General features: G+C 40.5%; 19 protein-coding genes. 8 read left to right on the top strand and 11 right to left on the bottom strand.

Annotation, left to right across the window (positions count from 1 at the left end):
* Position 1: 1 nt before the first annotated feature.
* The 4 genes from BC659_RS02225 to BC659_RS02210 form a co-directional block, all read right to left on the bottom strand.
* Positions 2-538, bottom strand: coding sequence for an RNA polymerase sigma factor (locus BC659_RS02225; protein ID WP_133472951.1), 537 nt, complete (start codon positions 536-538; stop codon positions 2-4).
* A gap of 170 nt (positions 539-708) precedes the next feature.
* A complete protein-coding gene (locus BC659_RS02220) occupies positions 709-2,397 on the bottom strand; it encodes a GH39 family glycosyl hydrolase (protein ID WP_133472950.1) in 1,689 nt (562 codons plus the stop codon).
* A gap of 100 nt (positions 2,398-2,497) precedes the next feature.
* Positions 2,498-3,613 (bottom strand): carboxylate-amine ligase, encoded by a 1,116-nt coding sequence (locus BC659_RS02215; RefSeq protein WP_133472949.1) that lies wholly within the window; start codon positions 3,611-3,613, stop codon positions 2,498-2,500.
* Positions 3,613-4,566, bottom strand: a complete 954-nt coding sequence (locus BC659_RS02210) for an ATP-grasp domain-containing protein (RefSeq protein ID WP_133472948.1) — start codon at positions 4,564-4,566, stop codon at positions 3,613-3,615. The genes BC659_RS02215 and BC659_RS02210 overlap by 1 nt, the downstream gene beginning before the upstream one ends.
* Positions 4,567-4,765: 199 nt before the next feature.
* Here BC659_RS02210 and BC659_RS02205 point away from each other — a divergent pair, with 199 nt between their 5' ends.
* Positions 4,766-5,587, top strand: coding sequence for an alpha/beta hydrolase (locus tag BC659_RS02205; RefSeq protein ID WP_133472947.1), 822 nt, complete (start codon positions 4,766-4,768; stop codon positions 5,585-5,587).
* Positions 5,588-5,842: 255 nt separating this feature from the next.
* Here the strand turns inward: BC659_RS02205 and BC659_RS02200 are convergent, their stop codons facing one another.
* Positions 5,843-7,126, bottom strand: a complete 1,284-nt coding sequence (locus tag BC659_RS02200; protein ID WP_133472946.1) for a M12 family metallopeptidase — start codon at positions 7,124-7,126, stop codon at positions 5,843-5,845.
* Positions 7,127-7,266: 140 nt separating this feature from the next.
* Positions 7,267-10,545 (bottom strand): TonB-dependent receptor, encoded by a 3,279-nt coding sequence (locus tag BC659_RS02195; RefSeq protein ID WP_133472945.1) that lies wholly within the window; start codon positions 10,543-10,545, stop codon positions 7,267-7,269.
* A gap of 228 nt (positions 10,546-10,773) precedes the next feature.
* Between BC659_RS02195 and BC659_RS02190 the strand changes: the two genes are divergently transcribed.
* Positions 10,774-11,994, top strand: a complete 1,221-nt coding sequence (locus tag BC659_RS02190) for a bifunctional 3,4-dihydroxy-2-butanone-4-phosphate synthase/GTP cyclohydrolase II (protein WP_133472944.1) — start codon at positions 10,774-10,776, stop codon at positions 11,992-11,994.
* A gap of 69 nt (positions 11,995-12,063) precedes the next feature.
* Here BC659_RS02190 and BC659_RS02185 read toward each other — a convergent pair whose 3' ends face one another.
* The 3 genes from BC659_RS02185 to BC659_RS02175 all read right to left on the bottom strand — a co-directional run bounded on the left by BC659_RS02185 (position 12,064) and on the right by BC659_RS02175 (position 14,815).
* Entirely contained in the window at positions 12,064-13,056 is a 993-nt protein-coding gene (locus BC659_RS02185) for a PhoH family protein (protein ID WP_133472943.1), read from the bottom strand.
* A 245-nt stretch (positions 13,057-13,301) separates the two neighbouring features.
* Complete coding sequence (gene rpe, locus BC659_RS02180; RefSeq protein ID WP_133472942.1) at positions 13,302-13,949, bottom strand: ribulose-phosphate 3-epimerase; 648 nt, start codon at positions 13,947-13,949, stop codon at positions 13,302-13,304.
* A gap of 74 nt (positions 13,950-14,023) precedes the next feature.
* A complete protein-coding gene (locus BC659_RS02175; RefSeq protein ID WP_133472941.1) occupies positions 14,024-14,815 on the bottom strand; it encodes a tetratricopeptide repeat protein in 792 nt (263 codons plus the stop codon).
* A 166-nt stretch (positions 14,816-14,981) separates the two neighbouring features.
* Here BC659_RS02175 and BC659_RS02170 point away from each other — a divergent pair, with 166 nt between their 5' ends.
* The 3 genes from BC659_RS02170 (at position 14,982) to BC659_RS02160 (ending at position 17,607) form a co-directional block, all read left to right on the top strand.
* Entirely contained in the window at positions 14,982-16,061 is a 1,080-nt protein-coding gene (locus BC659_RS02170) for a TolB family protein (RefSeq protein WP_133472940.1), read from the top strand.
* Positions 16,062-16,186: 125 nt separating this feature from the next.
* Positions 16,187-16,978, top strand: a complete 792-nt coding sequence (locus BC659_RS02165; protein WP_133472939.1) for a glycerophosphodiester phosphodiesterase — start codon at positions 16,187-16,189, stop codon at positions 16,976-16,978.
* 155 nt (positions 16,979-17,133) lie between these two features.
* On the top strand, positions 17,134-17,607 hold the full coding sequence (locus tag BC659_RS02160) for a hypothetical protein (protein WP_133472938.1): 474 nt from the start codon (positions 17,134-17,136) through the stop codon (positions 17,605-17,607).
* A gap of 101 nt (positions 17,608-17,708) precedes the next feature.
* Here the strand turns inward: BC659_RS02160 and BC659_RS02155 are convergent, their stop codons facing one another.
* The gene (locus tag BC659_RS02155; protein ID WP_133472937.1) at positions 17,709-18,485 is read right to left on the bottom strand and encodes a DUF3108 domain-containing protein; all 777 of its coding nucleotides are present in this window, start codon (positions 18,483-18,485) and stop codon (positions 17,709-17,711) included.
* Positions 18,486-18,667: 182 nt separating this feature from the next.
* Between BC659_RS02155 and BC659_RS02150 the strand changes: the two genes are divergently transcribed.
* From BC659_RS02150 to BC659_RS02140, 3 genes are read left to right on the top strand one after another with little or no spacing between them, the layout of a single operon-like run.
* Complete coding sequence (locus BC659_RS02150; RefSeq protein WP_162847328.1) at positions 18,668-19,678, top strand: sensor histidine kinase; 1,011 nt, start codon at positions 18,668-18,670, stop codon at positions 19,676-19,678.
* Complete coding sequence (locus BC659_RS02145) at positions 19,675-20,388, top strand: LytR/AlgR family response regulator transcription factor (RefSeq protein ID WP_133472935.1); 714 nt, start codon at positions 19,675-19,677, stop codon at positions 20,386-20,388. Before BC659_RS02150 ends, BC659_RS02145 begins: the two co-directional genes overlap by 4 nt.
* Before the next feature lie 19 nt (positions 20,389-20,407).
* Positions 20,408-20,866: a hypothetical protein gene (locus BC659_RS02140; RefSeq protein WP_133472934.1), complete on the top strand. Its 459-nt coding sequence runs from the start codon at positions 20,408-20,410 to the stop codon at positions 20,864-20,866.
* A 3-nt stretch (positions 20,867-20,869) separates the two neighbouring features.
* Here the strand turns inward: BC659_RS02140 and BC659_RS02135 are convergent, their stop codons facing one another.
* A complete protein-coding gene (locus tag BC659_RS02135; RefSeq protein WP_162847327.1) occupies positions 20,870-22,006 on the bottom strand; it encodes a pyridoxal phosphate-dependent aminotransferase in 1,137 nt (378 codons plus the stop codon).
* Between the last annotated feature and the right edge of the window lie 38 nt (positions 22,007-22,044).

The raw sequence follows: 22,044 nt of genomic DNA, 5'->3' as shown, positions 1-22,044 counted from the left end.
TTTATACAGCAATTTTTTGCAATTGTAATATTTGTTGTTGCAGCATCTTCCGGGCCTTTACTAACTGGCTTCGGCTGGTGCCGGGTTGTATATTCAGCATTTCTGCGATTTCCTCATGGCTATACCCTTCAATAACATTCAGGTTGAATACCAGTCTGTAACCGTCGGGCAACTGGTTAATGAGCTTCATCAGGTCCTCTTCTCCGAGATGTGTATAGGCGCTTGCTTCCACCTGTGGGGCACTGGCGCTATGGTCATCAATATCCTTAAACTTCATTTTCTTTCGCTCTAAATGACGAATGGCCGTATTTACCACAATACGCCTGATCCAGCCCTCAAAAGAACCCTCAAATTTAAACTGGCCGATGTATTGAAAAACTTTGATAAAGGCATCCTGGATCATATCCTCGGCCTCCATGGCGTCATTGGCATAGCGAAGGCATACGCCCATCATCTTACCGGCATACTTATCAAAAAGCATGCGCTGGCAACTGTTATCCTGCCTGATACAGCCTCTAATCAGATCATGTTCTGTCACCTGCGGGGTAGTTTAGTGGGTTGACGTCGCTTACATAGATACCACTTTATGGTGTATTGTTGCCCGGATGGGGATGTTTTTTACCTGAAAAATAGACAAAACCCGCTCATATGAGCGGGTTTACTATGAGAAAGAAGCCTTAAAATTTAAAAATCCGACAGATGCTTACCTTATTTCCAGCTTATTTGTACCAGTGATACACCCTGGCGGGGTAGTTCCATCTGTATCTCAGCAATGCCATTGCTGATTTTTATCACCCTGGGTTTTTCCAGTAAAGCCAGTTGTCCGGCTTTTTCTAATACATTGATCTGTGCTTCTGTTGGTTGTTGCGGGGATCCCATTTTTTTCCATACCTCATATGAATTACTGTGTGTATCGTCTATCCGGTAATGGGTGAAGGTGGCTTTTCTGGCAGGAATATTTTTGATGCTGATATTTACCTGAGATGCAGGGGCAGGTAAGTCATCATCATGATAGTTCCAGACCATCACACTGGCTGTTTTCTTTTCATAACTGGCCAGTGCGTTGATGTCGGCTTCTTTTCTCACACTTGAATCACGCACCAGCAAATAGTTATAAGGCATATTGCCGATTACTTCTACTCTTTTTCCACCCATCTTGCCATACATTCTGAAAACATTTAAAACAGGCTTGTCTACGCCATTCGTTGCAAGGTCCCGAAAACCATGGAACCAGGGCTGGTTCTCAAATTCAAAAGCCCAGGATACAGCCCCGATAAAATTCACTTTATAATGGTCGGCCAGTTCGTATTTGCGGGCAAAAGCGGCTGCCGTATAACTGGAGAACATGGTGCCGTTTCTGTAAGCATTTTCAGGATTGGTATGCATACCGCAGGCGGCACATCCTTCCGGATCAGATTCCCCGATAATGATCGGAAGATGTTTTAGTTCGGGAAAAGAAGCTACCAATTCAAAACCATTGTTCACCGCCCTTAACTGGGTACCAAGATTCATTCTTACATGGCCTTTTACCAGCGTAGGCGCACCCTTGGCGTGAAAAGTGATAAAATCGAGAGGGGCACCTATTTTACCTGTTGCATAGTTGGTATCTCTCAGAACATGCTGTAAAAAACCTTCCAGCAAACGATAACCCGATAAACGACCCAGTGGCCCTGTTCCATCTACGCCACCCACTTTAGCCGTTGGTAAAGCTCTTTTAATGGCATCAGCTGTATAGTCATATAATTTGAAAAATTCCTGTCGGGTACCTCTCCAGTAAGCAAGATCCGGTTCGTTCCAGAGTTCCCAATACCAGGAAGCTACTTCTTCTTTGCCATATCTTTCAACTGAATGTTTTACCCATTCGAATACGAGTGCGGCCCATTTTTGATAGTCTTTCGGTGGATATGCCCATCCTGTATAGATATTTCCATAAGGATCTCCGGGCTTCCAATTATGGCGATATGGTTCCGGTTTTACAGACAGGGCCTGTGGCATAAAACCTACTTCTGCCATAGGTTTGATGCCTCTTGCCAGATAGGTATCAAAAATGCTGTCCACAATTTTCCAGTTGTAAACCGGATGGCCATTGGCATCTTCTGTATAGGCATTGGTAGAGCCCCACTTAAAGGAAGCCGATCCATCGCCCGTTGTGAGCATATTATGTGCACGAAAATATACCGGTACGGAGGGCTTCAGTTTACCCAGTTCTGTCAATAGTTTTTTGCCGTCTTTCATGTAGGCATAGTTAGGTTCATCACAGCCAAACCAGGCCCAGACAGGTTCCATTTTACCTTTTACTTTAGAAAGATCAACTGTTATAGAAACGGCCTGTTGTGCGGATATGCTGCCGATACATAATAACGACAGAAGGATGATCCTAATGATTTTCGTATGCATAGATGAATATACAATTTAAATTGTCAAAAAGACACTTAAAATATTTGATAAGATAAAAGCCAGTGAAACTGGCTTTTATCTTATCAAATACAATCGGGTTCTATACGCTTAGTGCAAGGAACTGGTCGTGAATATAATCCACTACTTCTACCAGGTTCTGGTTTTTATCAAATACAGATAACTGCCTGTCGGCACCAGTACCATGTGAGAATATATTAGATACATAATTCAATGCAGAACGGCTACCCAGATCATCGGCTACATCATCTACAAAGTCGAGCAGCTCCATGATCAGAGTTTTGGTATCTGCTTCACTTTCTTTACCGAAATCGATCAGGGTACCATCAATACCATACCTGCTGGCGCGCCATTTGTTTTCATTGATCAGCGAACGCTGGTACATCATGAAATTCAGGTTCTGTGTGCGCAGCTTATAAATTTTGGCGCAGATACCCTGAAACAATGCGGCAATGGCAATGGTTTCATTGATGGTCATAGGTACATCACAGATCCGGAACTCAACCGTATTGAAGAAGGGGTGTACACGGATATCCCACCATATTTTTTTGGCATTATCAATACAATTGGTTTTAATGAGCAGGTTCACATAATTTTCATATGCTTCAATACTCTCAAAAAAATCAGGTATACCGGTACGGGGAAATTTATCAAATACCTTGGTACGAAAAGACTTGTAACCTGTTTTTCTGCCTTCCCAGAAAGGTGAGTTGGTACTGAGTGCATATACATGGGGCAAAAAATACCTGGCAGTATTGGCAATATGAATGGCCATTCTGCGGTCTTCCATACCAACATGTACATGTAAACCAAAAATCAGATTACTGCGCGCAGCTTCCTGTAATTCATTTACAATCTGATTATAACGTACATGATCGGTAATGAGTTGGTTTTCCCAGTGGCTGAAAGGGTGAGTACCTGAAGCACCTACCCATAAACCAAGGTCACCGGCAATATTGGCAATGGTACCACGCAAAGCAGCCACATCATTAAAGGCTTCTTCAATATTGCGGCATATATCTGTTCCTACTTCCACCACTGCCTGGTGCATTTCAGCCTTTACTTTGTCTTTCAGGATTTTTTGTCCTTCCAGTACTATTTTCTGCTCATGGCTTTTCAACTCTCTCGAGTGTGGGTCTATGACCATATATTCTTCTTCCACACCTAAAGTAAAATGCGAGTAATTCATATGTCCCATCAGATGAGTTTTTGTTTGGCACTGCTACGTTTAATGTATTCTCCCCAGGTGAGGTTATCGGCACCATCTACCTGTGCCTGTGCTTTTTCAATGGCATAAGTGGCAGCTGTTTCCACTACCCAGTCAAAATTTTCCTGTCCAACACTTTTCAGATCTGCGTCGGGAGCCGGGTTGCAGAAATCGATGGCATACGGTACACCATCTCTTACAGCCAGTTCTACTGTATTAAAATCATAACCTAGGTAACGGTTGATGCGTAGTACGATTTCCTCCATCTGTTTCAGTCTGGCAGCAGATGGCTTAAAATCGGCTACATACCTGAGATGGTGTGGGTTTCGGGGTTCGTATGACATGATACGAACATATTTCCCGCCTATGCAATAGCAACGGTAATATTCTTCAAAAATAATTTCTTCCTGCAGCAGCATAACCAGCTCACCGGTTTCGCTGTGTTTTTCAAAAAAATCTTCCATGCTGGTAAGCTTATACACGTTTTTCCATCCACCACCGGCAAAAGGTTTCATGTAAGCAGGGAAACCTACATAACCAAAAATTTGATCCCAGTCTAAAGGATAGGCAAGGTTGCTAAAAGATTGGTCTGAGGTATCAGCAGGTAGATCGCGTGAAGGAAGTATCACTGTTTTAGGAACCGGCACATCAATTTTAGTAGCCAGACAGTTATTGAAAAATTTTTCATCGGCACTCCACCAGAAGGGGTTGTTGATAACAGCGGTACCGCAAAGGGCTGCATTTTTCAGAAAAGCACGGTAGAAGGGTACATCCTGACTGATCCTGTCAACGATTACTGCATAACCGCTGGCTTCACCCTGCATTACTTTATCGATGCGTACAGGCTCGGCTGTAATGCCGGGAATATTCTTACTGTTAATACGCTCTACAAAGGCCATCGGAAAACTTCTTTCCTGCCCGAACAAGATGCCGATCTTTTTCATAAAAAGTTATTTGCTTTCAATTTAATCAGAATTTTTTGAATTTGAGAGGGAAAGTCGGAAAGTCGGAAAGTCCGGGAGTCCGGAAGAAAAACACTGAAAGATCAGAACAGATGTACTATTATAAGAGTGTTCATTTTCGGGCAGCGATCTTCGGACTTTCCGACTTCCGGACTTCCGGACTTTTCTCTATTTTTGAAAGATGACCGATGTGAGAACAGAATCTAACCTGACTGCTATCAGGCTTACACAATACCCGCTTCATTCTGAATACCTGGAGAGAGAGGTTACGATAGATATTTATGTGCCTGTTGAATTTCAGCCCCATGAACAGCTGAGTTTGTTACTGATCAACGATGGTCAGGATCTGCCCAAAATGCCTTTTGATGAAATACTCGATGGACTGCTGTCGGAGAAACAAATTGAGCCATTGATTTGTGTGGCGATTCATTGTGGTCCGGACAGAAAAATGGAATATGGTACCGCCTATGCGGCCGATTATAAAGGCAGGGGAGCCAAAGCAGGCCTTTATACCAAGTTTATATTTGATGAATTATTGCCCTTTGTTCGCAAAACCTGTCAGATACCTTCTTTTAAAGACAAATCCTTTGCAGGGTTTTCACTGGGTGCTCTGAGTGCGATGGATATTGTATGGAACCATCCGAGTGAATTTAATAAGGTAGGTATTTTCAGTGGTTCATTGTGGTGGAGGAGAAAGGGGTATGAAGATGGTTATGAAGACGAAAAGGATCGGCTTATGCATCTGCAGATCAGGAAAGGCGGATTTTATCCATGGCTCCGCACATTTATTCAATGTGGGTTACTGGATGAGGCAGAAGACCGGAACAATAATGGTATCATTGATAGCATAGATGATGCCCTTGATTTAATTGTAGAACTGAAAGCCAAGGGCTATACAGATGAGCATATCCATTACCTCGAATTAGCAGACGGTAAACACGATGTGCCCACCTGGGCAAAAGCATTCCCTGATTTTCTGAAGTGGGGATGGGGGAAGAAATGAGGCCTGCCCTGAGCTTGTCGAAGGGAATAAGAAATAATAAATATGGAAGGAGAAATGTGATCGAATGTGTTGTGTGGTTTTTCTATGGTTATTTTTAAATATCATCTATAATTACTATTGACAATTCACCAGTGACCAACAAAAAAGCCATCCGCTTTCGGGTGGCTTTTTTGTTGGTCACTGGTGTATGCTCAGATTAGAAGTTGAATCTCAGACTTCATGGATACAATAATCTTGTATTTACTAGTTTATCGTTTATCTAAAATTACCACTCCTGGGTACAAAGATTCTTGTTTCATCATATAATGGAGTTCCATAATCAGCATAGTAATTTTTTGATACCAGATCATTATATAACAAATAAGAGTTTGTACCTGATGGAATAGTTATTGTTAAATGAGATTTACTTTCGGAAGGAGTATATTCATAGTATGTTAGCCTTACAGTAATACTACTTGATCCAGTATAAGGAATTGTACATAACCGATCTGCATAAACTTTTATATATATATCGTCGATTGAATAAATACTATGGGTTTGGCCGCTATATGTTTCGTCATAATATTTATTAACCAATTCTAATTTTGCATATGGGGAGCCAAACAATTGAGAGGCTGTTTCTGCATCGCCTAAAGATATACTGGTATTTCTACCCCATTGTGAACTATCTAGCCTTGTTAAGGTAGGGATCGTAATGTTGTTTACAAATGCTGGATCAGAAATTAAAGATGGATAAAGCATAATTGAATTAAAATCAAAAGGGCCGACATCAATACCATTCCAATTATTTTGAAAATAAGTATTAAAATTAACTTCTTTACCAGATGCAATATTGGAAGTATTAATCCGTATAAAATTACCTCTATCTGATCTCGAATGTTCATGAAATAAGCCCATTGCATGGCCTATTTCATGAATGGCTGTAGCTAAGTCAGGGCCATTCGCAGTTCCTAAATAGATAGATTGACCAGTTGTGTTAGCTACTCCAATTTGCGAAAGATTCATATTCGTAGTGGGGACAAAAGAAATAAATTTTTGCGGAGAACCTGTTAAGGGTACGAAATCAACTCCTGATACATTTTCCCAGTCTGTCATTGCTTGTAATATAACAGCCTGATGTGCTGATGAAAATCCTGAGTTAATTATGTAGGGAATTATTCCGTTATCCCAAAAATTTAAAAAAGAGCCATTAGGATCTTGAATAATATATGCTCCATTCTTTTTAACATCTAATCCCGAAGACTTTATAGAAATTTCAACGTTTGGTCTTGGTGCTTTGAGATAGTTTAATTGCTCCTCGGTAAGTATTATGTCATTATCTATGATATAATGACCTTTGAAACAGGTAACGACTATTTCTTCTTTTGTGTAGGGGGACGAAAATCTAAGGATTCGACTTGAGTCAGGGAATACGTTTAATTTGAAAGGCGGGTTTTCTTTAGCTAAGGTTTCAATTTTTGGTATGGCGTCATTCTTTTTTTGGCACCCCCAAAAAACAATTATTACAACTATAGTTGCAACGAGCATTGATGATTTCATAAGAAATGATTTAGGTTTTTTAATAAATAGGGGGGGGAATAATCTAATATAAATATTTTTAATTTAAAGACCAAGTATTTTCAAAAAAAAGCCACACGCTTTAAGCGTGTGGCTTTTTTTTGAAAATATAGATTCTGAAATTAGAAGTTGAATCTCAGACCTAACTGGCTAATCCATCTTGCAGCATAAGCAGCATTGGTAGTGGTGCTTACGTTAAATGGAGTTGTAATAGTAGGTGTAAAACGATACTGTGGTGTTAAGTTTGTTGCACTTACATAACCGGCGAACTGGATCAACTGGAAGTTGTCGTTCGACATGAAGTAAGTACGTCCCCAATTTCTATTCAACATATTACCGAAGTTAAATACATCGTATGTTAACTGGAATGAGTATTTTCTGTTACCGATTTTCAGGTTGAAATCCTGTGCAATTTTCAAATCAACAATGTTGGTAAATGGTAAGCGGCTACCATTTCTTTCTGCAAATTTACCTCTGTTACTTCTCAGGTATTTATCATTCATTATATAAGCTTCCAAAGCATCTTTTTGCTGTTGAGCTGTAAATAATACCGCACCGGAGGAATTGGTTATGTTAAGGAAATTCGAAGCCTGTAAATCATTAGATGTTGGAATATAGATCAGGTCATTTGTACCGCCTGTACCATCATCACGTACCATTGAATTATTACCGTATACATAACTGAATGGATTACCAGATTGACCCGTATAAGTAAGGGTAATGGTAGTAGCCAGTTTTTTATTGGCATATTCAAATTTCTTACTCAGGTAAGCAAAGATTCTGTGACCTGCACTGAAATCTGAATTGGAACGGGTAATAAAGTTACGTCCGTTAACAGTTTCCATAAATCTCCACTGACTCAGGTTTACTGAACTAGTGCCATCATTAACAGCAGTAGCATTACCAAACGAGTAGTTGAAATCAAATGCAAAACCATCACGTGTGCGCTTAGATACAGTAGCGGTGAAGTTGAAACCAAAACCTTTAGGCCCATCGTTGTTGCTTAACAAAATAGCATTGTCATATGGGTTTGAACCATCAGCATTCAAAGGAATTCTGGCATTATTGGTAGTAGTATAAACGTTTCTGCTATCAGGACCAACTGATTTACCGATGGGAGGTAATAGGTTAATGTTGGTATAATAGATTTCGTTCATGTTCTGCGTGAAAATACCTTCCACACTACCAGACCAACCATTACCAAATTTCTTATCAACAGTCAATGAAGTTCTAAACACCTTTGGTGTACTGAATTCAGAAGCAGTAAGATTTAAAGGACCTTTTGTGATACCTGCACCTACTTCAGCTGGTGTCCACTGTCCGTTAGGGTTAGACCTGAAACGAATAGTGTTCAGCTGTGTAGCATTTGCTGTATAACCACCGATGAAAATACCATTGTTGTTAAAGATACCACCTGGCCAAACGAGCGGAATACGTCCAACAAACATACCCAAACCACCTCGAACTACGAGGTTTTCTTCTGGGATTTTATATGTAAAACCAACTCTTGGTGAGAAGGCAATGGGTACTTTTGGAGCCACTCCAGACCGAGCACCTTTCAGATCGTAATACTCAGAGAACTTAGGAATAGCAATCGTATTGGTATAGTTGTCGGTCCATGGTTTACTCAGCACTTTGAAATAGTCAGCTCTTAAACCAAAGCTCAGTGTCAGGTTATCTGAAGCCCTGAATTCATCATTTACAAACAATGATCCTTTTGCAACTTTAAATTTAGCCGCAGCACTAGTTGCATCACCTTTTCCAGCATCAATGTTAGAGAATCCATAGGTATAAGCCTGTGGTCTGGCATTGGTAAGGAAATCATTCAGGCTTGAGTAAGTATAATTACCAAATGTATTTTGTATAAAAGCATTGTAAACATCATTGTATTCATAGTCTACACCTGCTTTCAGAGAGTGCTTACCCAATGTGAATTTAAACTCATCATACAATGACCAGTTTTTCTGAGTAAGTAAGTTAATGGTAGAGCTGTTATCTGGTCCGAATACAATCGCACCTGAACCGTCGTTAATGCGCACACGAGGGAAATCCTGGCCTATAGGGCGGCGGTCGTCCAATACATCTGTGAAAGTGATTAACAATTTGTTGCTTGAGCTTTTACCCACCAAACTCTTCAATTCAGCCGAAGTAGAATTGGTTCTGGTAGGGAAACTAAAGCCGTTATTGTAAAAGTTAATAGTATTGTTTGAACTGGATGTAGTATTCAAACGCTCTCCTTTTGTATATCGATTACTTACTGATAATTTATGTCTGTCACTGATATTCCAATCAATACGGGCCGTAATACGATCAGCAGAAACTTCTTCAGTATTGTCCAGGAAACCACCCGGCTCGTATCCGAAATTGGTTCTTAATGTATTTGCTAGAGAATTCAATGTACTCAATCCCGCAGTTCCGCTAGTGTTGCCGCGATACTGTGTAAAATCAAATGGTTGAGGGCGAATATCTCTTTGAAGATCTACGTTGATAAAGTAGAACAATTTATTTTTTGTGATTGCTCCACCAACACGAAAACCATAGGTTTTCTTAGAGAAATTACCCAACCTAGTTGCTGCAGATTTCAAACCCGTTGGGGTCTTACCAGCGAGTTTCTCATTCTGGAAAAAATAGTAAACAGAACCCTCTGTTTTATTGGTACCTGAACGGGTAATGGCATTGATACCACCACCAACGAAGTTACCCAGAGAAGCATCAAATGGAGAAATTACCACCTGAAACTGGTCAACCGCATCAATTGAAATGGGAGCAATGGCAGCCTGACCACCATTGGTACCTGATGCAGAAAGACCAAATACATCGTTATTAACGGCTCCATCTACATAGAATGAGTTATAACGGTTGTTCTGACCCGCAATGGTTACGGCACCTTCAGACGCACCCAGTTTAGCCTGTGGAACGGCACGGAGGTAGTCATAGATATTACGACCTACAGTAGGTAAATTAGCCATTTTGTCGCGGCCGATGATGGTTTCAGAACCACCTTTACCTGAGCTTTCCGTTGTTTTACGTAAAGCAGTTACGGTTACTTCACCCAGATTGTTGCTTTTGGCAGCCATAGCAACATCTAATTTAAAGGACTCACCCAGGCTCAGGTAAATCTCTGTTTTTTTCTCATTCGCAAAGTTTACGAATGAAATTTCCACTGAATATGGACCACCGGGGTTCATATTGCTGATGTCGAAACGACCACCTGTACGGCTTTGCACACGATAAACTGTACCGGTAGGCTCATGGGTTGCTGTTACGGTTGCGCCAATCAGGGGTTCTCCCGTATTGGTTTTTACTGTACCACTCATACTACTGGTGGTATTTTGTGCCAGGGTTAATACAGGCATCAGTAAAACCGCAAATACAAATTGCAAGAGTCTTTTACTTAGCATAATGTTAATTTTTCAGCTGCAAAGAAAACGAATTATTAGCTTAGATATTCAACAGAATGTTAACAAAATATTGCCACAATACGCATTTCAACCGATTTGACGAATCTTGCTTCTATTTTTCAACAGAAATGTTGTATTTTATCAGAAAAAGGGTGTCAGTAACCAAAAAATAACCAAGATTCCCAAATAGGTAAGCTGGTTTGGTACATCGGCTGTAATTTTGACCCGATGGAACAGTTTATTTTAAATCGGATTGATGATGCCATTCAGGATATCCGTGAAGGAAAAATGGTGATTGTAGTAGATGATGAGGATCGTGAAAATGAAGGCGATTTTATCATAGCAGCCCGCCATGCCACACCCGAAGTTATTAATTTTATGAGTAAAGAAGGCCGCGGACTGATCTGTGCGGCACTTACCGAAGAACGTTGTAAAGAGCTGGAACTCAGTCCGATGGTTAGTTCCAATACCTCCCTTCATGAAACCGCTTTTACCGTTTCTGTTGATTTGATTGGACAGGGAACCACAACCGGTATATCGGCCCATGACCGCTCAAAAACCATATTAGCGCTTATACACCCCGATACCAAACCGGCCGATTTGGGCAGACCCGGCCATATTTTCCCCCTAAGGGCAAAAAATGGGGGTGTATTGCGCAGAACAGGCCACACAGAAGCTACCGTAGATCTGGCACGTCTGGCCGGACTGGAACCTGCCGGTGTTTTGGTAGAAGTAATGAACGAAGATGGTACTATGGCACGTTTGCCTCAATTAATGGAAATCGCCAGAAAATTCTCCCTCAAAATCATTTCTATCAAAGACCTCATCGATTATCGTATGAAGCGCGACTCACTGGTTGAGGAACTGGTTAGGGTAGATATGCCTACAAAATATGGTCAGTTTGACCTGGTTGCTTTCCGCGAAAAAACAAGTGGGGCTGAGCATCTGGCTTTGGTAAAAGGGGAATGGGCAGAAGATGAAGCCGTATTAACCCGTGTACATAGCAGTTGTTTTACCGGCGATATTCTTGGCAGCTTCCGTTGCGATTGTGGGGAACAGTTACAGAAAGCTATGAAAATGGTAGAATCAGAGGGTAAGGGTGTGATTCTGTACATGAATCAGGAAGGTCGTGGCATTGGACTGATCAACAAACTCAGGGCGTATAAACTGCAGGAAGAAGGGATGGATACCGTGGAAGCCAATCTGCACCTGGGTTTTGGTATGGATGAACGTGATTATGGCGTTGGTGCACAGATATTACGGAAACTCGGTATTTCAAAGCTACGTTTAATGAGTAATAACCCCAGGAAACGTGCAGGATTAAAAGGGTATGGACTTGAAATCGTAGATATCGTTCCTATACAAGTTGCACCTAATCCTCACAACGAGAAATACCTTAAAACAAAGAGAGATAAACTGGGGCATGAAATTCTTGAAGAAGATCTTTGATTTTTTGATCTTTGATTTTTTGATTTTAATTCAAAAAATCAAAGATCAAAAAATCAAAGATTACTTATCTTATCTTCTATACGTTTGTTGTCCGTACTCCTGTTCTTCTTTTTCGTGTTCCTTATCATAAGCTTTGATGATGGCTTTCACCAGGCGGTGACGAACCACATCTTCTTCGTTTAATTCAATATGGGCAATGCCATCGATCTGTTGTAAGATACGTGTGGCTTTTTCAAGACCGCTTCGCTGGTTTCTTGGTAAATCAATCTGAGTAGGGTCGCCGGTGATAATGGCCTTTGCATTGGCACCAATACGGGTTAAGAACATTTTTAATTGCAGGTCATTGGTATTTTGGGCCTCATCCAAAATGATAAATGCATTATCGAGTGTACGACCACGCATATAGGCCAACGGTGCAATTTCAATGGTACGTGTACTCATATAATAACCCAACTTATCTGCCGGAATCATGTCATCCAATGCATCGTATAATGGACGCAGGTATGGATCAATCTTTTCTTTCAGATCACCAGGCAGAAAACCCAGGCTTTCGCCTGCTTCAACGGCAGGGCGTGTAAGAATGATTTTCTTAACCAGTTTATTCTTTAAGGCTCGTACAGCCAATGCCACAGCTGTATAGGTTTTACCTGTACCCGCAGGTCCAATTGCAAAAACGATATCGTTTTTATCTGCCGCAGTAACCATTTTCTTCTGGTTCTGTGTACGCGCCCTTACGGTTTTTCCATTCGGTCCGAAAACCAGGATATCATTGGGATTGCGGTCAACAAAGTTGTCAACTGTTTCAGCATCGTCGCCACCTAGTATCTGTTCAAAATAGTTTTCGCTGAGATGGCCATTTCTTTCGAGGTACTGAATAATAAGATCAATTTTTTCTTTTGCTGATTCGATCTGTTCCGGAGCCCCGCTAAGCTTAATTTGTGTCCCGCGGGAGAGGATCTTTAATAATGGGAATTTCTTTTTCAGCAAATCTAACTTTCCGTTGTTTACACCAAAGAATTCGATGGGGTTAACGGTTTCGAGGTTAATGATTGTCTCTGTCAAATCTGTTTCTGTTTTAGGTTCACGGATCATGGAATACTTAATCAAACCATCCTTCTCAAATTTAATTTGTTATGTATGAGAATTCCTAATACATATTATGCACAGGTGTGGATAGGTTAGTTCCCCAAATTTCCCGAATTGCCTTAGAGGTGGATGTGAAGATTCTGTGAAGTTTTGGAGGGGAGGGAAGTGAGTAGTCAGTAGTGAGTAAGTACTATTCACTACTGACTACTCACTGCTCACTCTCACAATGCCTTTAATGCTGCTATAGTGGCAATTGGGTCATTCGATCGGAACACGGTGTTGCCCGCCACCAATACATCCGCGCCTGCATCAAGGGTCGATTTGGCATTATCAAGGGTAACACCACCATCTATTTCAATATGTGTATGCAGGTTTTTTTCCAGAATCATTTTCTTCAGCGTACGGATTTTCTCCAATGTTTGTGGAATGAATTGTTGTCCGCCGAAACCTGGATTTACACTCATCAGACAAACGAGGTCTATATTCTGTAAAACATCTGCTAATAAGTGTACCGGGGTATGAGGATTCAAGGCAACACCCGTTCGCATTCCCAGCGATTTTATCTGCTGCAGGTTGCGATGTAAATGGGTACAGGCTTCGTAATGTACGGTAAGTATATCTGCACCAGCTTTTTTAAAAGCTTCCGCATATTTTTCAGGCTCAACAATCATCAGATGCACATCGCATATTTTAGTAGTAGCTTTTCTGATATGTTCAATAACTGGCAATCCAAAACTGATATTGGGAACAAAAGATCCATCCATTACATCGAGATGAAACCAGTCGGCCTTGCTTTCATTCAGCATGGCACAGTCTTTATGAAGGTTCAGGAAATCGGCGCTCAGTAAGGAAGGTGCTATAATCGGCATAATGAATAATTAGAATTGCAAAACTGCTGTATTTTGATGGCTCACACGAATATTTTATTACACAATTTCAATGATCAGGCACCCAGTCTTTTCAAGGCTTCGCTGGCCTCTTTAATCGAGGGGTCCAGTACAAGGGCTTTCTGGTATTGCAAAATGGCTTTTTCCTTTTCGCCTTTCTGTTCCAGACATTTGGCCAGCCAATAACTGGCATCAGCATAGGTAGGTCTTATTTCCAGTGCTTTTTCAAAAATAGAGATGGCCTTATCTGGCTGTTTTGTATCGAAAAATAAAAATCCTTTTTCCATATAGGCTTCCATATATTGGTAGTTATTACCAATACAACGATCGAATGAAGTCATCGCTTTTACCATATCACCTGTTCTGGCATAATACACACCTTTAATAAAGCTGGCATGGGCCAGATAATCTCTTCCTAACCGCATTGATTCTACTTCATCGCAAATTGCGATTGCCTGAAACTGCTTTTTTTCTGCCAATAAATTGGCCATGCTCAATAATGCATCCGGGGCCGGATAAATTTTTGCAGCCCTGTCATAAGAACGGAGTGCCATACCAGTGTCTCCAGCTTTTTCGCTCAATTGTGCTTTATGAAACCAGATGCCAAAATTGGCACTGTCTTTTTTGATTAAAGAATCCATCTGTGACAATGCCAATGACAAGGCTCCGGCACTATCCAATGCATTGATAAGCTGAACCCTTAGTGATATACTATCGGGGAATTGATTGACAGCGGCCAGTAATGGCTTCGCTTCAACAGGCACTTCTTCTGCTATGATAGGTTTCTTTTTTTCTGTTTGCTGGCAGGCTGTAAAGAGAAAAAGCCCTGCAATAAATATCCGTTTCATTACACAAAAGTAAGTCAGCAAGCTTTTCGGAACCCCGAAACACTGTTGCAGGCTTGTGAAAAGATGCCTGACGGCGTAATGGAAGCTATTTTTAGGGGTTGGCTATGACAAATCTTTGACAATTGGGGCGCTTAAATCTGAATACTTTTGCGCCATTATATAAAGTATGAAGAAAATTATATCTACCCTGCTACTGTTGATCTTAGGCCTAACCATTACCTTGGCTCAACCTGCATTTAGCGATACCGTTCATTTTGAAGGTGAAAAGCATTTCAGTAATGTTCAGCAGCTCACTTTTGGTGGTGATAATGCAGAAGCTTACTGGAGCTATGATGGAAAGTATATTTTATTCCAGAAAACAAGTATAAAGGAAGGAATTCCCTGTGATCAGATTTATATGGGGAAAGTTCCTACAAAATCCGGAGAAAAATTTATGCCCAAACTGGTAAGTACTGGTAAAGGAAGAACTACCTGTGCCTATTTTCTGCCAGATGGCAAGCATATTATCTATGCTTCTACTCATTTAGGTAGCAGTGAATGTCCGCCAACACCCGATAGAGCTAAATATGGCAACCGTTATATCTGGCCCTTATATAGCAGTTATGATATTTTTATGGCAGACACGAGCGGTAAAATTGTAAAACAACTTACCACAGCCAAGGGTTATGATGCAGAAGCTACCCTTTCTCCAGACGGAAAAAAAATGATTTATTGCAGCGATAAGGATGGTGATCTTGAACTGTATGTTATGGATCTGGCAACCGGCAAAGAAAAACGCATTACCCAAATGTTGGGTTATGACGGAGGAGCATGGTTTAGTCCTGATGGTAAAAAGATTGTTTGGCGAGCAAGCAGACCTAAAACAGAAGCAGAAATCAAAGAGTACAAAGAATTATTGGCCGAAGGTATGGTGGCCCCTACCAATATGGAAGTATGGGTTGCCAATGCAGATGGCTCTGATGCCAAACAGATTACCAGCCTCGGGCAGGCAAACTGGGCGCCCAATTTTACCCCCGACAGTAAAAACATCATCTTTTGTAGCAATCATGAATACAAAAGAGGCTTCCCTTTCAATATGTACCTGACAGATATTAATGGCAAGGGGCTGCAGAAAATCAGCCGTGATAAAGGATTCGATGCTTTCCCTATGTTTAGTCCGAATGGTAAGAAAATCATTTTTGCCTCTAACAGAAACAATGGTGGCACCAGAGATACCAACCTGTTTATAGCAGATTGGGTGGAATAATTTTTACTATGAAAAATCCATTCCAGGCGAGTCTGTAAGGCTCGCTTTTTTTATGTCTGGTTACAAAAACTTCATCAATAAGCTCCAAGAGCTTCGTTACATTTGATCTTTACAATTAGGAAATTATGAAACCCATCATCGTATTAGGCTTAGCCATTGTTTCTTTATGCTGCTCTGCCCAGACAAACCCAAACAAAATGATTTTTGCTAAAAATCCTGTAGTCGCACACCGTGGAGCTTTTAAAGCGAAAGTGTTACCTGAAAATTCTCTGGCCGGGTTAAGAAATGCTATCGACATGCATTGTACCGGATCAGAATTTGATGTATGGATGACTGCTGATGATTCATTGGTAGTAAACCACGACCCGAAATTTCATGAACTACCAATTGAACAGACAAAATATGCTGATCTTTTACAGTTTACATTATCTAACGGCGAAAAAATACCGACGCTACATGAATACCTCTCAGAGGGGTTGAAGAATAATAATGAAACAAGGCTGGTATTAGAAATCAAACCATCCACCATTAGTAAGGAAAGAGGCAGAGTGGTAGCAGAGAAAGTCTGGAAACAGGTACAGTCGTTAAAAGCCACTCATGCCACTACTTATATCAGTTTCGATATCGGTATCCTTACCCGTATCCTTGAACTGGAGCCCAATGCACCTACACAATACCTCAATGGCGATAAAACACCTGAAGAATTAAAAGCCATGGGTATTATCGGTGCCGATTATCATTTCAGTGTGTTCAAAAAAAATCCTGACTGGATTGAAAGAGCAAAAAAAATCGGTATTATTTTGAATGCATGGACCGTAAACAGTAAAGAAGACTTGCAATGGGCATTGGGTAATCATTTCGATTTTATTACCACCAATGAACCCGAGCTATTGTTCGAACTGCTGAAGGGGCAATAGCTTATGGCTGATAGCTCATAGAAGATAGTTGAGTTGATTGCATTGAGTCTGAACATTGTTTACCTATTAGCTATACGCAATTAACTATAAGCTATCAGCCACACCTGCCTGCTATGCGCTTCTTTCCCTATCTTGCATACACTAAATTAAAACACATGGATAACGGATTACTTCATTTACACAACCTGCTTCGTTGGGTGATATTGATTTTATTGCTGGTTTCCATTGCAAAAGCATGGAGTGGCTGGCAAAACAAAAAAACTTTTTCTGCCGGCGATAAGAAAACATGGTTGTTTACCATGATTGCTGGTCATACAACCTTACTACTGGGACTGTATCAGTGGGCTGCCGGCCGTTATGGTTTTTTTACCACCACCTTACCGGAAGGGGTGAGTATGATGAAAGATAAGTTTTACCGTTTTTACTGGGTAGAACATCCCTTGACAATGATATTGGCCATTGTTTTCCTTACTATGGCGCATGGTATGTCTAAGAAAGCTGTGAGTGATGAAGTGAAATACAAAAAAGCATTTTTCTTTTTCCTGATCGCCCTCTTACTTATTCTGGCAGGTGTTCCCTGGCCATTCAGAGGTGAGCCGATTGCAAGAGGATTGATGCCTGGAATGTGATAGAAATAATAATTTGGAAATTTGGGAATGTGCTAATTTGGAAATGGTACAAAGCCTTTATTCTTTGAATTAGCACACGCTCAAATTTCCAAATTTCCAAATTACATGGAGAAAGGTAGTTTGATTTTATACCTGAATCTCGTTCCAAACTGCTGTTCAAGTTTTAAGACTTCTTTTGTTTTCTTGCTGACCCAGTAAACTTCTTTGTTGTTGGTATCATTATGTTCCAATAACCAACAGTCTGTTTCCTGTCCATCCAATCCGGGTAACTTACCGCTTCCTGTTACTGAATATGCAACCCATTTGGGCTGTGAAAATCCAGGGTCATAGAAATTAATCATGAAAGTTCTGTTGCTTTGATAGGGGAGCTGTGGAAACACTTCCAGATCAAGATGCCAGTTTAGGGTATATTGGGTAAGTGCAGTATCAAAACCATTTCTCACTCTTTTTACACGCATGGAAGTATCACCTGATAATAACTTTTTATCATTCATACTGGCTTCTCCTGTTAGGAAATTAAAACTGCTGCTGCCTCTTTGTTTCCACCAGGATTGATGAAACAAAGTCCTGAAATCTTTAGCGTCTGAAACAGAAAGCGTAGTATGTACGATACTGTCTTTCTCCTCCCAAACCTGTTTTATTTCAATCGCATCTTTCCCTTCGTATTTTTTTCTTTCAATATGCCTCGACCAGATGCTAAATAGACTTCTGGGGCTATCTACTCCCATTTTAAAATAAACCAGCCAGCGATGTGTGCCGGGTATCAGCACCTTGGTATTGATCTGGTCAGGCTTAATATACACTGTGTCCTTTTTCTGGGCAGAAAGCAGGGAACAGGAAAGCATGTAGGCAAAAAGAAGAATTGTAAAAGGCTTCATTTGTTTTTATTGTAAATATGACAAAGACGATATTTAATTTCAATGAAGATTAAACCGTTCCTGACTTTTCTTTAACAGGTAGTCATAAAAGAAGTAAACGCCAATTCGTTGAAGAAAAATGCATAATGGTTGAAATACTATGTGGCTGAATAATTTCACTGTAGCTTTGAAAGATGCAGATCATGAAGCAGCAATGGGGCATAAAAAGACTCCAGTGGGTTATCTGGGGATTGTTATTTGGCATCAATGTGCTTACACTGCTTCATTTTGATACCCTCTTTCAGTCGGCTGGGTATTCCGTTATCATCATCAGTTCTTATATGGCCATTGTATATGGAAACGCGGGTTGGCTGATTCCCCGGTTTTATATGCAGAAACAAAAAGGGCCGTATGCATTGCTCGTAATATTACTCCTTGCAACAGTGGCTTTTTACAGGTCTTTTTCTTCCTGGTGGTTTTACAATACTTATTTTGCAGATAAGCCAACACCCTTCCCCTGGACAAGTGTGTTCAGTGCAATGGTATCGGGCGTGTTGATTTATTTTACCAGCGTACTTTTTTATATTGCCCTCCGGTATTTTCACCTGCAAAAACAACAGGAGGTACTGGAAAGAAAACAAACGGAATCTGAATTAAATTTATTGAAGGCACAGGTACAACCCCATTTCCTATTTAATTCGCTCAATAATATCTATTTTTATGCCCAAAGGGAGTCGCCTGTGACGGCGGCCATGCTCGAAAAGCTTTCGCAGATCATGCGCTATTTTGTAGATGAAGCGCCCAGGGACCTTATTTCTTTACAAACTGAACTTGCATTTATCCGTAACTATATTGAACTTGAGAAAACAAGGATGCGGTTTCCTTTATCGGTTTCTATAACCGAAAAAGGAGATATAAATGCTGTACAATTGCCGCCCATGTTGATTATTCCTTTGGTAGAGAATGTATTTAAACATGGAATTGATAAACGAAAAGAAGATAACTTTATTACGATTGATATTGAAAATACGGGGAGGCAGTTGGTTGTTGTGGTAAAAAATAAGATTGCCAATTCCGGAACTAAAAGTGAGAGTGGAAAGGGGTTGGTAAATCTGAGGAGCCGTTTGCATTTATTATATGGTAATACCTATAGCCTGAAGGCAGAGCCGGATAATGTATTCACTTATACTGCCATTTTACATATACCTCTATGAGTACGAAAATTACCTGCCTGATTATTGAAGATGAACCGCCAGCTATGCAGTTGCTGGAAGATTATATAAGGAAGCTACCAATGCTGGAGCTAAAGGGTAAATTTTATGATGCTCTTGAAGCACTTGAATACCTTAAAAAAAATGCGGTTGATGTTATTTTTCTTGATATTAATCTTCCCGCTTTATCAGGCCTGGAAATGGCAGCTTTGATACCAAAAGAGCAGAAGATTATTTTTACAACTGCTTATGCTGAATATGCACTCGATAGTTTCTCCTTTCATGTTGTTGATTACCTGTTGAAGCCTGTTTCTTTTAAACGTTTTTTGCAGGCGATCCAGAAACTGCAAACCTATATCTCATCTCCGGTAGTAAAAGAAGCCCCTGTACAAAAGCAGGATCAGCTTCTCTTTCTTAAAACGGGAAGAACTGTTATTAAAATACAGTTTTCAGACATTGTGTACATAGAAGCACATAAAGAATACCTCTGCATTCATACTACACAGCAAAAGCATCTTGTGTATAAAAGAATGAAAGAGATGGCTGCTTCATTACCTGGTTCTTTTGTGCGTATACACAATTCTTATATCATTAACCTGCAGTATGCAAAAAAAATGAGTCAGCAAATGGTAGAAATAGGAGGCCGGGAACTACCGGTAAGCGCAGGGTATAAAGATATTTTTCAGCAGCATATTCAACAGCACATGATGTAACCTGAAAATTCAACTATATATGAAAACAATGCTCTTCTTTTTAAAAACCTGGCTACTGGTAGGATTGTTAGATATATTGGCGGCTTTTCTTTCTTTTTATTTGTCAACAGGCAAATCGCCCTTGATTGTATTGAAGTTTATCAGTAGTGCAGTTATGGGTACCGATGCTTATAATGGAGGTGCAGGGAGTATTTTGCTGGGGATTGTATTGCATTTTGTGGTGGCATTTTTATTCACCTTGCTCTTCTTTTTGATATATAAGCCTCTCAGGGTATATAAGTACAATACTTATCTGATCGCTATTGTATATGGCAGTTTTATCTGGCTGGTGATGAACAAGCTGGTACTTCCTATGACTTATGTAAAACAACCCTCTTTTCAATTATGGGAAGCGGCAAAAGCAGGGTTGATATTAATCGTTATGATAGGCTTGCCCTTAGCATTCAGGCTGAAGCAAAGATATGGCCATTCACAGTGAAGTTTATACCTGCACCTGTTTCATGGTTTCAATAAACTGTTTCATTTCATCCATGGTGCCAACACTGGCTCTTGCCCATTTGCCATGGATATAGTTCGATGATCGAAGGAAAATATTTTTTTGAAGCATGTCGGCTGCAAAATCACCTTTATAATTCGGGATAGGAAAGAAAAGAAAATTGGTATAGGACTTTACCACATTAATATTCATGTTTTTTAACGCATTGTATGTATAATCTCTGGCAGCTGCATTTTTTTCTTTACTCAGTTTCTGCCATCCCGGATCTTTGAGGCTCGCAAGTGCCGCACTCATCGATAATGCAGACATGGCCATTTGTGTACGGATAAAATAGTTGTCGGCGAGTGGTTTAATCAATGAAGCATGTCCGATAACCCAGCCAATTCTTAAACCGGCCATAGCATGTATTTTTGAGAAAGTGCCTATTACAAAAACCTTAGGGTGTTTTTCTATCAACTGCAACATGGATTCATTATCGGGTGCATCCAGAAAATCAATGTATGCTTCATCAACCGCTACATAGGCTTTTTTGGCTGCTTCTATACAAAAGTTTTTTAGTGATGAGGAAGAAACGATTGTGCTGCTGGGGTTGGCAGGGTTACAGATATATACAAGCGATGTATCATCATCTACCTCTTTTAACATGGCGGGCAAATCATGTTTCTGATCTGCTGTGAGCGGCACTTCCACTACTTTCTGTCCCAGCATTTTAGCTGTGGCAGGTAAAATGCCAAAAGTAGGATTGGCAGTAACCAGTTTGCCTTTATGGAAGTGGCGGGGTAGCAGACCCAACGCTTCTCCCGAGCCTGCGGTTACCAGTACCTGATCTTCCTGAACGCCATAATGATCGGCAAGTTGTTTTTTAAAATCTTTCAGATTGGTATGGTTATATTGATAGCGGTGAGCTTCTCCTAAAGCAGCTAATAATGCTTCTCTGGCTTTGGGAGAAATACCATAAGGGTTTTCATTAGAACTGAGATTGATTAATCCGTCTGCTGCTCCATAGTTTCTGAGAATACCTTCTTCATTACCCATACCAAGAGAAGGTAATCTCAGGCCCATACCAATAGCAGCCATGGAACCAAATTTTAATAAATCGCGGCGGTTGAAGGATGCAGACATCTGTATAGATTTTACTATCTGAAAAGATACGAAAAATG

Source organism: Sediminibacterium goheungense (genome assembly GCF_004361915.1).
In the GTDB taxonomy this organism is placed as follows: domain Bacteria; phylum Bacteroidota; class Bacteroidia; order Chitinophagales; family Chitinophagaceae; genus Sediminibacterium; species Sediminibacterium goheungense.
The sequence above is the reverse complement of the archived record's forward strand: the minus strand, read 5'-3'. Positions and strand labels throughout refer to the sequence as shown.